Consider the following 14,196-nt stretch of genomic DNA (forward strand, 5'->3'; position numbering starts at 1 on the left):
ATTTGTATTCGATAAATAGTGACGTAGCAAATATAGTGTTATAGTGTGTCACCTTCTTTTATTTTGTATTTTGTGTGCAAAATAATGTTAAAGAATCACTTTTGAATCACGGAAACCTCCCCCCTGTTATCTCCTTAATATAGGATTCGGTAATAATGCAATGTATCATTTATAGAAAAAACACCACGAATGCACAAAATAGAGCAGTTATCAGATCAACAGTTAATGAAGGAGATTATGTCTGATAACTTTAAAGCTTTCACAGAGCTTTACAATCGGTATAAACACGTTCTCTTTCAGTTTGTCATCCGACTTTCACACGGCGATTATTCGATGGCGGAGGAAGTTGTGCAGGAGACATTTATCATTATCTGGGAGAATCGGAAGAAGATTGTGGTTGAATTTTCATTCCAGGGTTATCTGAAAAAGATATCTCGTAACCTGTTTCTGAAGGAAACGGCAAAACGCATTCAGGAACAATTGATGATTTCACAGATAGAGAACGTTAGGGAAGCCGAGAATTGTGTAGAGAATGAAGTTGAATTGAATCTGTTGTTGGAGGAAGTAGAACGTATTATTTCTATGCTGCCGCCAGCCAGACAAAGAGTCTATCGTTTGAAACATATTGAACACCTTTCCCAAAAAGAGATAGCCAGCCAGCTGGGTATTTCTGAAAATACGGTGGAAAGTCATCTGAGGCAGTCAACAAAGTTCCTTTCCCAAATGCTGAGGGCTAACAGGGGAGACTTGCTGAATGGTATCATATTATTGCTTTATCCGGTTTTATCATTTTTATTTTAAAGGAGATTATGAGCAAACATTTGGAATTACTAGACAAATTCTATGATAATAGGGCTACTGAGCATGAAAAACGTCAGTTAGCCGCAATGTTGAACGACTCAGACAGATGGGTGGAGGACTTTGATGGAATCTGGGAACATTCTTTCGGTCATATGCCGGAGTCGGTAGATGAACGTATTTTTAAGGTTATCAGTAAGACTGTTAACCCCAAAAAGATAAATATCAGGAGGAGCTTTATGCGGATTGCAGCCTATGCAGCCGTAGTCGGTGCCATTGCTGTATCATTATTCTATTGGAACGAAAACAGGTTGTTAACCAAATATAATGATATGACTGTAGAAGTAGGCCAGGGACAGAAATCGGATATTTCTCTGCCGGACGGCACAATAGTCCATCTGAATGCTGACTCGAAACTACGTTATGGTAGTAATTTCAACGGGAAACAACGTCAGGTCGAACTGGTTGGAGAAGCTTATTTTGATGTTGCAAAAGATGCTCGATCTCCTTTTATCGTAAAAGCTGGAGATATTCAGATACGTGCTTTGGGTACTTCATTTAATGTCCATGCCTACCCCGATGATGAGAATATCATGACTTATCTGGCAGAAGGTTCGGTCATTATTTCGTCTTCTACCCAATCTATCAACCTAAGCCCAGGAGAAGTAGCCGTTTATTCGTTGAAGAAAAACCGGATGATAAAGAAAAAGGAAGACGACCGGTTATTTATCGCCTGGATGAATAATGAAATGGTATTCAACGATGAGCCGATCCTGAATATTATCAAACTACTGGAGCGCAATTATAATGTGAAGTTTGAGATTAAAAGCGATAGGCTGAATTGCATCACTTTCACCGGAACCCTGAAAAATGCCAGCTTACAGTCTACTCTTTATGCCTTACAATTTACATCTTCCATCTCTTATAAGAAAAAAGATGACGTGATAGAACTCTATAGTGATTAACCCTTTAAATAGTATGGATATGACGTAGAAAAAACACATACACAAAAAAGGGAAAGTGCTTGCAACACCTTCCCCTATTATCAGTCAATTAAGAGAGTTGAATATTCGTAAGTAGTCACTCTCTGGTAATTAACCATTTAATACTACACAAAAGTATGAATAAAAAATCAGAAATTATTTTTTCCTTTCTGAAAAAAGGAAATATTATGAAAAAGATAGGGGCTATATGTATAGTAGCCTTTCTATCCACTTCCGTTTTTGCACAGGTGACTGTCAATGTAAAGCGACAAACCATCAGGCAGGCCTTACGTACCATTGAAAAAGCTACAGATTATCGTTTCTTTTACAGTAATCAACTCCCGGATTTGGAAAAAACGGTATCTTTTGAAGTCAATAATCAGTCGATAGATGCGGCCATGAGCCGATTGTTGAATGGAACGGTGTTGATCTATGAGAAGAAAGAAGATAATCAGATTTATCTTGCCGTAAAAAAAGCGGGTACCAATCCCATGAAAATATCCGGAACAATAGTAGATGACAATAACGAACCGATCATCGGAGCCAATGTTTCCATGAAGGGAACTACTATAGGAACAATAACGGATGTGGACGGAAAATTCAATATCGAAGCCTCTCCGGGCATGACTTTGCTGATTTCGTATATCGGATACGCAACCAAGGAAGTTACTGTAAGTAATCAAACTGTCTATAAGATAAAAATGCAGGAAGATACTCAGGCTTTGGATGAAGTGGTCGTAATTGGATACGGTACGCTGAACAGACAGGCTATAACCGGCTCTGTGACTAAAGCGGATATCAATACCTACCGGGATGTACCGACAAATAATATTATGGAAACAATCAAGGGATCGGTTCCCGGTCTGAATGTCGGTGGCGTAAATAAAGCAGGTAGTGTGGCAGGATTCAGCATCCGTGGTCAGAACTCAACCCGGGATGGAGGTAATAATCCTTTGATCGTATTGGATGGAGCTATCTATGATGGTTCATTAGCAGATATCCCTTCTGATGATATCGATTCTTTCACTGTGCTGAAGGATGCCAGTGCGGCGGCTGTGTATGGTAGCCGTTCTTCCAATGGTGTCATCCTGATTCAGACGAAACGAGGTAGAAGTAAAACGTCCAAGCCAGAGTTTTCCGTGAATTTGTCGTATGGTATAAGTAATGAGTTGAAACGTTTGAAAGTCTATGATGCAGCAGGGTATTTAAGAAAACTGTTGGATGTACGCGAAGCAAACGGATTGGATGCCGATCCGGAGAAGTTAAATATATATCTTCAGCCGGAAGAAGCTAAAAATTATAATGCAACTCAGGATCATCGTCCGACCTTTACCGATCCTTATGAATTGTTCCGACAGAATGCATATAATTTGAAGGCGAATGTCAGCATATCCAACAGTTCAGATTTTGCTAATTATTATATTTCTGCGGCATTGACCGACCAGAAAGGTGTTGTCATGAATGATCGTTATAAAAACTTTTCAGGGCGTGTCAATATCGACAGCAATTTGACAAGCTGGCTGAAAGTAGGAGTAAAAACCAATTATAGTATTCGTGATTACTCCGGCGATTCTCCCGCAATGAATAAGGCAGCACAGTTCAGTCCTTATGCTTCTTTGTATGATGATGAAGGCCGTTATTTGCAATATCCGCAAACAACGACCTCTTTTGAAAGTCCTTTCTGGAGCATGAAAACCGATGATACTGAAAAGTACAATATTCTGGGGGCTATATTGAATGCTAAAATAACTATTCCCTGGGTAAAAGGATTATCTTATGAGATGGTTTACTCGAATACGTTACGCTGGTCGCAGAAATATTATTTTTATGATGAATATACGACGACCGGCCAGGGGAAAAACGGTAAAGGTGAACGGAAGCATGAGAACAACTATAATATGTTGCTGGATAACATGATAAAGTATAATAATACCTTTAATCAAAAGCATAATATCGATGCAACTTTCTTGTATTCGCGTGAACGTCGTACATGGGAAAATGCAACTGCTTATGCAGAGAATTTTGACAATACGATTTTAGGAGATAACAAACTGGAAGACGGAAAGAAACAAACAGTAGACACAGGTGCCGGCGAAAGTGGCGCAATTGCCTGGATGGCGCGTGGAACTTACACTTTTGACAGTCGCTATTCTATTACGGGAACAGTTCGCCGTGACGGCTGTTCTGCTTTCAGTGTCAACCGGAAATGGGCGACATTCGCCTCGGGCGGTTTGAACTGGAACATCTCTAATGAGTCTTTTATGAAAGATATTGAACCGATCAATAATCTGGCTTTACGTGTTTCATATGGTTCTAACGGAAATCAGTCGATCGACTCTTATAGTACCTTGGCTAAGGTTGGTACTAATAAGTATATTTTTGCAGGTGATCCTTCCTATTCCATTACACAGGGCATCAGTTCGTTTGCTCTGAATGATCTGGGATGGGAAAAAACAACCGGTTTTAATACAGGAATTGATTTCTCTCTTTTGAATAACCGCCTTTCCGGTAATATTGATGCCTATTTCACTAATACGACGGATTTGTTGTTTAGTTTGTCGTTGCCTTCTGTTTCCGGAAAAACATCTATGCTCTCTAATTTAGGAAAGATCAGAAACAAAGGTGTTGAAATCGGATTACATTCTGTTAATATAGAATCTAAAGATTTCAAATGGACTTCCGATTTTGCCTTCTCTCTGAACCGTAATAAAGTGGTTACTATTTATGGAGAAGATAATGATGGTGACGGGAAAGAGGATGATTTGATTAGTTCGGGCTATTTTATCGGAAAGACTTTGGGAACCATTTATGGCTATAAGGTAATCGGTATGTGGCAGCAGGAGGATGTGGATAATGGTACGATCATGGACGGTATGCGTCCGGGGGATTATAAGCTTGAAGATGTTGACGGCGATGGCAAGATCACTTCCGATAAAGACCGTCAGTTCCTGGGTACTTCCAAGGAAAATTTCCGTTGGAGTTTAACAAATACACTGGAGTATAAGGATTTCTCTTTGATGATATATATCAATTCAATCTGGGGAGGAAACGGTTATTTCCAGTCGGGTAGCAATACTCCTTATTATGACGAATATATAAATAGTGCGGCCCATAACAGGACTGTTTTTGACTATTGGACACCTCGGAATACAGATGCAAAGTATCCGCGTCTAGATTATAATTCAAATGCAAGATATAAAGGAACAAAGTATATGGATCGTAGTTTCATTAAATTGCAAAAAGTCGCTTTAAGTTATGATCTCTCTCGTTTTGTTAAACGGTTCGGATTTAATAATATGCGTTTGTCTTTGAGTGCTGATAACCTATTGACGTTTGCTCCTCATTGGGATGGTCTGGATCCGGAAACAGGTTCCGGTTTGACTATTTCGTCTTCTCCTTCTATCCGTACATATCAAATGACTTTATTGTTTAACTTCTAATCTGATTAAAAATGAAATTAATAAAACAACTATTTATAGGATTGGTACTTGCCGGCTCTATGACCTCCTGTTATGATTTACTGACAGAGGTACCTAAAGATTTTTTGACTCCGGAAAATTCATATACAGATAGAAAAGGTTTCGAGGCTGCTTTAGCAAATATTTATCTGAGCATAAGAAATGATTTTTATGCCAATACGGATAGCTGGCAGAATTATGACCTGATGGGAGTGGATGTGGATTTGAACAGTCCTCGTTCCGGTACAGATACATATCCGGAGTATTTTTACTGGAATACGTTGAATGCCGATAATGGATTTGCCAAAAAATGGTGGCAACGGTTGTATGGATATATTTACAGTTGTAATGTCATTATCAATCGGGCAGAGAGTTCACTTGTAAAATGGAATTCTGAAGAAGAAAAGAATGCGATTGTAGGAGAGGCGAAATTCTTACGCGCGTTTGCTTATCGCTTTTTAGCTAATATGTGGGGAAATGCACCTGTCGTTTTAGAAGAAACCACTTCTCCTCAGTTTAATTATCAGAGTGTGTCCCAAGAGGAAATTTATAGGCAATGTAAAGAAGATTTACTGTTTGCAATCCAGTGGATGCCGGAAATAGATAGTCAAAAAGGGGGAAGAGCTTCTAATGTGGCAGCCCGGCATTTGTTATCGGAGATTTTGATTTGTATGAAAGATTATAACGGTGCAGTGGAACAGGCTACTGCTGTTATTAATAATCCGTCGATGTCTTTGATGACGGAAAGATTCGGTAAATTGAAAGATTTTACTTTCGAAGGTTATGATTACCAGGGAGAGAAAGAACGATGGGGGGATGTATACTGGGATCTTTTCAGAGAAAATAATTTCAATAGAATTGACGGAAATAAGGAATGTATCTGGAATGTGCAGTTTGATGTTGAATTGGAAGGAGGTGGAAATGTAGGTGTTTCCGGCGGTAATTTCACTATGGAACGTTGGATAGGTACGAACTGGTGGAACCTGAAAGATACTGATGGCAATCCGAACTGGCTGAAAGATATCTTAAGCGGACGTCCTGTGGATCAGATTTCTATAACTAATTATGCTGCAAATCAAATATGGCAGTACAAGGGAGACTGGGATCGTGATATGCGTAATTCCAAATATAATATGCGGCGCGAATATTACTGGACAAATCCTAATAGCCGTTTTTACGGTCAGTTAATGACAGAAGAGACATTAGGTAATAAAGAGGATTTATTCCGGGTTACTCAACCTATTTTTATTAAAGTCGTTACTGCCCGGCATCACGGACAATTCAAAGATGCAACGAGTGGCGAAACTCATGATAATGGCCGTATTTATAAAGATTGGTATATTATGCGTCTGGCAGAAACCTATTTATTGCGTGCCGAAGCAAATATGTTGGCAGGTAAGCTTGATGCAGCTGCAGCCGATATAAATGTCGTACGTAACAGGGCCAATGCAACTCCTGTTGCAGCTTCCGATGTTAACCAGGATTTGATTCTGGATGAGCGGGCTCGTGAACTCTATATGGAAGATTTTCGTCTGAATACCTTGATGCGAATGAATAAACTGACTGAATATCTGATGAAGTATAATCCGAAAGTTGTTCAGGGAGGATATCAGTTAGGAAATCATTTGAATAAATTGCCTGTTCCTAATTCGGAAATAGAAGCAAACAAGGAAGGTGGCTTGATCCAGAATGAGGGTTATTAATTCATAGTATATTAGAAAAAGAGGAGGATTAAGTGTTGGAAAGCTTATGAATCCTCTTTTTTGAATTATTTTTGTTCGCAGAAATAGTAAGATGATGGCTATGGCCGGGAGGGAGAAATAGATAAAAGTAATTATATCATGAAAAAAACAATTATTTTATTAACTGCGTTATTGCAGTCTGTTTTCGTTAGTGCACAAACGACTGGTTCGTTGAAAAGTCCTTCGGAGTTATTGAATGCAGAAATTGATGTGAAGGATCAATCTGTACAGATTAGTTTGTATGAAAAAGGAAGTAAGGTAGTAGATGTGAAAACCCTTCAATTGGAGTTGGCAGAAAATATTTTGCAGGGTAATTGGTCTGTTATTAATCAAACAAAAAAATCAGTTGATCAAACCTGGCAACCTATCTATGGAGAACGTTCTCTTGTGACAGACCGGTATAATGAGTTAAAATTATCATTTCGTTTGGATGAAAACCTGAAAGAAATGACCTTGTTTGTCCGCTTGTATGATGAAGGTTTGGCTTTTCGCTATGCTTTCGATAATTTGGACTTTTGGAACTGTACGCTGACTGAAGAAAATACGCAATTCCTGTTCAAAGAGGACTGCAAGACCTGGGTAACCGGTATGGCGCAAGGAGCTTATTCGGAAAAGAGATTGAGTTCATTGACTGGGGTGGCCGATCGTCCGCAGGTTATTCAGGTAAATGATCATCGTTTTGTGGCAATCGGTGAAGCGGCCTTGGTCGATTATTCCCGAATGAAGCTTGAAAAGAGCGAAACCGGTTTGGGGGTACAATCCGTACTATCGGGAAAGGTAAACCTGGATTTGGCTAAATATCAATCCCCCTGGCGCTATGTGATGGTTGCCGAGCATCCGGGAAAGCTGGTAGAACATAATTATTTCGTACTCAATCTGAATGAACCTAATCAAATAGCCAATACGAGTTGGATCAAACCCGGGCAAGTGCTTCGTGAGGTTACGTTGACTACGGCAGGAAGTTTGGCGTGTATCGATTTTGCTGCGGAAAACAATATTGCTTATGTGCTGTTTGATGCCGGTTGGTATGGTGCGGAAGAAGATATGAAATCGGATGCAACAACGGTAACGATCGATCCTGCCCGTTCCAAAGGACCGCTCGATTTGCCTGAAGTGATAAAATATGCAGAATCCAAAGGGGTAGGAATACTTGTGTACGTGAATAAAAAAGCCTTGCATCAACAATTGGATGAAATACTTCCTTTATATAAAAAGTGGGGTATCAAAGGTGTAAAATACGGTTTTGTGAATGTGGGTGACCAGTATGCAACGGCTTGGTTGCATCAGGCTGTACGAAAGGCGGCAAAGTATGAATTGATGGTCGATATCCATGATGAATATCGACCGACAGGTTATTCACGAACTTATCCGAACTTGCTGACTCAGGAAGGTATCCGTGGTGATGAAGAAAGCCCGTCATTAGATCAGGCTATCTATACTTTATATAATCGTATGATTTGCGGGGCAGGTGATTATACCAACTGTTATTTTGCAGAAAGGGTGACGGAAAAGATGGGAGGCCGTGCAGCTCAGCTAGCTAAGCTGGTTGCTATTTATAGTCCGTGGCAGTTTGTTTACTGGTATGACCGTCCCGAGAAGTCTCCGTCCCGTGCAGGTGGAGCAGGTTCTGCCGAATCTGTGATAAAAACAGATGGCGCCACTAAATTTTATAATTCAATTCCGACTGTGTGGGATGATACACGATTCATGGAAGGAAAGATGGGGGAATATGCTGTAGTAGCTCGTCGTTCTGGCTCCGATTGGTATATTAGTATCCTGAATGCAGGAGACAAAAGGCAGGTGACATTGCCGCTGGATTTCCTGAAAGATACGTCTGCCTGTGAAGCGACTCTTTATTATCAGGCACCTGGAAAGAAAAAAGATGTGGTAAGTATAAAAACGATAAAACTACAGTCCTCGTTGGTTCTTGATGTAGAGGCGAATAGCGGATGTGTGTTGCATCTTACCCGTTGATAAAGGAATCGTTTAGAAAATAGGTAAGCAATAATAATCCACCAAATAGGCAGCTATTTGCTATTTTATATAGCGATAGCTGCTTTTATATTTGTATTCCATAAATTAGAGGTTGTTTGTATAGAAGCAATAGGAGGGAGTTAATGATGAAAATGAAGTTCATTTTATTAGTCTTTTTTGTTTTACACGGGAGTATTATCCATGGAAAAGATGAAAACAAATCAGATATAAGTCAAACGAAGATAACGGTAAAACCCGGTTCGGGAACTTTGCAACAAGCTATTCGTAAAGCTGCATCGATAGAGGGAGATGTCATTATAGAAATGGCAGGTGGTGAGTATCGTACCGATAAAACGATTGAAATCTTGCCGGGAAACTGGCATTCTTTACGAATAAAAAGTAAAAAAGGGGAGAAAGTCTCTGTTTCCGGCGATAAGGTCATTTCTTTGAGTAAAATAAGACCGGTTAAAGATCCGGTTGTTTTGTCCCGTCTACAGGAAAGTGTACGTGGAAAAGTTGTTGAGGTGGATTGTAAAAGTGTTGTAGAAACATTGGCGAATATTCGCCCTTCCGGATTTGGACGTAAATCATTACCGGCCTGGTCTGAGTTGATTGTAGATACTGAGCCGTTACATTTATCCCGTTGGCCGAACGATTCGATGGTGTTGATCGGGCGTGTCGATATTTCCGGAGGTCCGGAAGATAAGCAGCAAGGTCGGTTGCCTGTTTTCCATTTTCAGGAAGAACGGCCGGGGCATTGGGCACATACGGATAATATGTGGATAGGCGGTTATTTTGGTCATGGTTATGCGGATGATATGATACCGGTAAAATCGATTAACATGCAAGATTCCACAGTACATGCAGGAATGTTTACAACCTATCAGTTTTTTACCGGTGCAGATTTTCGTCGGTGGTTCGCCTTAAATTTATTGGAAGAAATAGATCGGGCGGGAGAATATGTGATCGATCCGGATACACGGAAGTTTTACTTTCTTCCGGGAGATAAAAAAATATCGAAAGTCCGTTTGACTGTTTTAGAGAGTCCTGTTATTGCTGTGGAAAATTGCAGGAACGTGACAATAGAAAGTATTACGATTGAAAATAGCCGGGGAATAGGTGTTTATATGGATAATACGGAAAACATATTGTTACAGGGATGTATAATTCGTAATGTCGGCAATGTTGGAGTTTGCATAGGAAAAGGAACTGATTCTCCTGAGAGATCTGTCGGTGACCAGACACATGCGATGGAAGCTGGTGGGGAACTCTGCAGTAGAAAGGTAGGCGATATGATGGGAAAAATATATGAGAATACAATACTGGATCGGCAAGCCGGTAAAAATAACGGGGTAAAAGATTGTTATATTTACAATACAGGTGCTGGCGGTGTCAGTTTAGGAGGAGGTAACCGTGTTACTTTGACCCGTTCGGATAATTATGTGGAGAATTGTAAAATATCCCGTTATAACCGTATCGAAAAATCATACCGGCCCGGCGTTTGGATCGATGGTGTAGGAAACCGGGTTACGAAATGCGATATATCAGATGCACCGAGTATGGCTATTCTGTTTCATGGGAACGATCATACAATAGAGTACTGTAATATCACGCAGGTTTGTCAGGAGGTAGACGACCAGGGGGCTATCTATTACGGACGTGATCCGTCGGAGCGAGGTAATGTTATTCGCTACAATTATTTTCATGAATTGAGTCCCCGTCACCGTGTAACAGCTACTTATCATGACGATGGGGCTTGTGGAAGCGAGGTTTACGGGAATATTTATTTTAAGGCCGGTTCATTACCTGTTCTGATAGGAGGTGGAATGGATCATAAATATTATAATAATATCTTTATTAATTCTCCTACGGCTATCCATCTGGATAATCGTTTACAAAACTGGGCGAAAAATATGTTGGACAAAGGAGGTATTTATGATAAAAGATTACAAGCTGTCAATTATACGCAGCCTCCTTATAGTATAAAATATCCCGAATTGGTCAACTACTGGCAGGAAGATCCGGCTTTTCCGAAAAGAAACCAGATACATGGAAACTTGTTTTACAAGATAACGGACTTACTGCATGGAAATAGTTTGTGGGGAGAGTTCTGGAATAACTGGGTGACGGATGAAGATCCGGGGTTTGTCGATCCGTCCGATCCTTTGAAAGGATTCAGGAAAGATGCCGGTATTTTTAACCGGATAGCCGGTTTTAAAGAAATTCCTTATTCTGAGATTGGTTCGACATTGGAGTAAGCAATAATAATACACGGAATAAGCAGCTATTTGCTATTTTATATAGCGATAGCTGCTTTTATATTTGTATTCTGAATATATTCATACCATGAAAAAATAAAAATATGTATATGAAACGAATTCTACTATTTCTCCTGGTAATGTTTGGAGGAATTTTTCAACTTAGAGGGCAGGAAATAAATACCTCTGTCGATAAAGTGTATGTTGTTTTTAAAACACATCTGGACGTTGGTTTTACCGATTTGAGTTCTGTAGTAACTCAGCGTTATATAACAGAATTTATACCGAAAGCATTGGATGTCTCGGAAAAGTTGCGTGCTGAGAATACAGATGAACAATATGTCTGGACAACGGGGGCATGGTTGATCTGGAAATATCTCCATACAGCATCCCCAAAAGAAGTAGAGCGTCTGGAGGCCGCTATCCGGCGCGGAGATATAGTTTGGAATTCGGTTCCTTATACCGTTGAGTCTGAGTCGATGAATCTGGACTTGTTCGAAACCTGCCTGCTTTTGTCGCATAAGTTGGATGAGAAATATGGAAAGAAAACAATTGCCGCTAAAATGACTGATGTACCGGGACATACACGTAGTATTGTTGCTCCGATGAGTCGTGCGGGGATTCGTTTCCTGCATATAGGTGTGAATCCGGCTTGTCCTATTCCTGCTGTTCCTGAATTCTGCCGTTGGAGAGATACGGATGGTAGTGAGTTGATTCTGGTCTATCAGCAGGATTACGGATCGGAGAACATACTTCCGGGAGGCAAAGCGGTTATATCCATTAATTTTACCGGAGATAATCATGGTCCTCATTCTTATGAAAAGGTGAAGGAAATTTATGCCGGTTTGCATAAACGTTACCCGAATGCTCGTCTGATAGCCTCTTCTTTCAATGAAATCGCCGAAGAATTGGTTGCGATACAGGATAAGCTGCCGGTAGTGACTTCGGAAATCGGCGATACCTGGATTTATGGTTATGGAAGTGCACCTGTACGAATGGCTAAATTCAGGGCCTTGTCCGAACTTTACTCGAAGTGGTTGCGTGAAAAGAAAATAGATAAAAACAGTGATGCCGCACTCGATTTTGCTCTGGAGTTAGGATTAATAGCTGAACATACACAGGGTGTTGATGTGAAAACACATCTCCATAATTGGGATAAATATGATATGGATCTTTTCCTTCCGGCTCGTTCTACTCCTCCTTTCCAAAAGGCAGAAGCGTCATGGAAAGAGTTGGACGAGTATATTTATAGTGCCATCCAATACCTGCCGCACGATTTGCAAGCAGAGGCGTTGGCTAAAATGAAAGAGATCGATCATCCGGTTGTGCCTTCATTTACGGAAAAAGCCCAATCTATATCTTCTGCTCCTTGGCAGGCCGCAGTATTGAAAAATGGCGTATTGAAGATCGAGGGGCTGTCGTATCAAATGTATGATGCAGCCGACTATGATCATTATCTGGATAATTATCTGCGTGCCCGTTATGGATGGGCTTTGGCCGACATAGGTAAGCCTGAATTGGATAAATCGAAAGCCGTAAGTGTTTCTCTTCCGGTACAGGTCGTCAAGCAGGAAGTTTGTAAAGATAAAAAAGGAATACGAACGGTGAGTGAACTTGCTTTTCCCGAGCGTCCGGAAGTCGACCGGCGGGTATATCCTGAAAAGATGTATGTGGATGTATTGGAATATAAGAATGGCAAGAAAGCAGAAGTTGCGTTGACAATAAAGGGGAAACCTGCGGTTCGCTTGCCGGAAGCCTATTGGTTATCTTTTAATACAGATGATATTCTTTCGATCGTTGCAGAAAAGGTCGGCGAGCGTGTCGATCTGTTCGATGTGGTGGAAAAGGGAAATCGCCAGCAGCATGGCATCGACCGTTATGTGGATTTGGTTACCTCATCCGGAACTATCCGTATCTGGAGCGAAGCTGCTTTTCTTGTCAATGTAGGAGAGGCGAAAGGTATAAACTATTCATTGGAATATCCTGACAAAAAAGGAGGTATTCATTTTAATCTGAGCAATAATCTTTGGAATACAAACTTTAGCATGTGGAACGAGGGGTCGTTAACCTATCGCTTTACGATTGAACGTATAAAGTGAATGATTCCCTGTTATACTCCTGAGTTGAAAAATGCATTAACTTAATGTTTTTTATACACAAAGGATATAACAGGGAATTTTTTGTATATCTTTATCCCCTGTTAGCTATATTATTATGAAGGAGAATACCGAGATACAAACGTTTAATCATCTGTTTACGAATTACAAAGGACGTTTCGTTCACTTTGCCAGGACATATGTGGATGATGAGATGATGGCTGAAGATATAGCGATCGAGAGCTTGATGTATTATTGGGAAAACCGTCAAAAGCTCGATTCTCATTCAAATGTGCTTGCTTATATATTGACCGTTATCAAGCATAAATGTCTGGACCATTTACGGCAGTTGCGTATTCAGGAAGATTTTGTCGAGTATGTAAAAACGAACGAGACCCGAAAGTTGAATTTACGCATTGCCACGTTGGAAGCCTGTAATCCGGAACGGATCTTTTCTGAAGAACTTCAGGAACTGGTTGATAAGGCTTTACTTACCCTTCCGGCACAGACCCGTGATATTTTTACAAGAAGTCGTTATCATAACCAGAGCCATAAAGAAATAGCTGATGCGCTGGGACTTTCGACCAAAGCTGTAGAATTTCATATAACCAAAGCATTGAGAGTACTTCGTGTTGCCTTGAAAGATTATTTACCTGCATTGTTTTTCTTTGGTATTTGTTAGTAGACCGGTCTTTTCTTCCTTTTGAATGAATATTCATTTTTGACAAAATGCTTCTTTTAAAACTCTTTGATGATCATATTGATGTGTTAAAAAATATTAGTCGCAGGGGTATTTTCATTTACCTGGTATAGTAATCCTATTTTCATGGTATGGTAGTTACATTTTGATAATCTGAAAAAGGATAAAATAGCAATGTTAAGATATT

General features: G+C 40.2%; 8 protein-coding genes. All 8 read left to right on the forward strand.

Translation table 11 applies throughout. The annotated features are described in order from the left end of the window. Nucleotides 1-189 precede the first annotated feature (189 nt). The gene (locus IEY67_RS06980) at nucleotides 190-801 is read left to right on the forward strand and encodes an RNA polymerase sigma factor (RefSeq protein ID WP_122353309.1); all 612 of its coding nucleotides are present in this window, start codon (nucleotides 190-192) and stop codon (nucleotides 799-801) included. A gap of 8 nt (nucleotides 802-809) precedes the next feature. Then, a complete protein-coding gene (locus tag IEY67_RS06985) occupies nucleotides 810-1,763 on the forward strand; it encodes a FecR family protein (protein WP_183668906.1) in 954 nt (317 codons plus the stop codon). Nucleotides 1,764-1,969: 206 nt separating this feature from the next. Next, nucleotides 1,970-5,221, forward strand: coding sequence for a SusC/RagA family TonB-linked outer membrane protein (locus IEY67_RS06990; RefSeq protein ID WP_229800987.1), 3,252 nt, complete (start codon nucleotides 1,970-1,972; stop codon nucleotides 5,219-5,221). 11 nt (nucleotides 5,222-5,232) lie between these two features. Beyond that, nucleotides 5,233-6,942, forward strand: coding sequence for a RagB/SusD family nutrient uptake outer membrane protein (locus IEY67_RS06995; protein ID WP_183668911.1), 1,710 nt, complete (start codon nucleotides 5,233-5,235; stop codon nucleotides 6,940-6,942). A gap of 138 nt (nucleotides 6,943-7,080) precedes the next feature. Further along, nucleotides 7,081-8,955 (forward strand): glycoside hydrolase family 97 protein, encoded by a 1,875-nt coding sequence (locus IEY67_RS07000; RefSeq protein WP_183668913.1) that lies wholly within the window; start codon nucleotides 7,081-7,083, stop codon nucleotides 8,953-8,955. Between the two features lie 143 nt (nucleotides 8,956-9,098). After that, complete coding sequence (locus IEY67_RS07005; RefSeq protein ID WP_229800988.1) at nucleotides 9,099-11,213, forward strand: right-handed parallel beta-helix repeat-containing protein; 2,115 nt, start codon at nucleotides 9,099-9,101, stop codon at nucleotides 11,211-11,213. Between the two features lie 110 nt (nucleotides 11,214-11,323). Beyond that, a complete protein-coding gene (locus IEY67_RS07010; protein ID WP_183668915.1) occupies nucleotides 11,324-13,312 on the forward strand; it encodes a DUF5054 domain-containing protein in 1,989 nt (662 codons plus the stop codon). A gap of 115 nt (nucleotides 13,313-13,427) precedes the next feature. Further along, the gene (locus IEY67_RS07015) at nucleotides 13,428-13,991 is read left to right on the forward strand and encodes an RNA polymerase sigma-70 factor (protein WP_122375877.1); all 564 of its coding nucleotides are present in this window, start codon (nucleotides 13,428-13,430) and stop codon (nucleotides 13,989-13,991) included. Nucleotides 13,992-14,196 lie beyond the last annotated feature (205 nt).

The sequence above is a fragment of the Parabacteroides faecis genome (assembly GCF_014647375.1).
GTDB classification, from domain to species: Bacteria; Bacteroidota; Bacteroidia; order Bacteroidales; family Tannerellaceae; genus Parabacteroides; species Parabacteroides faecis.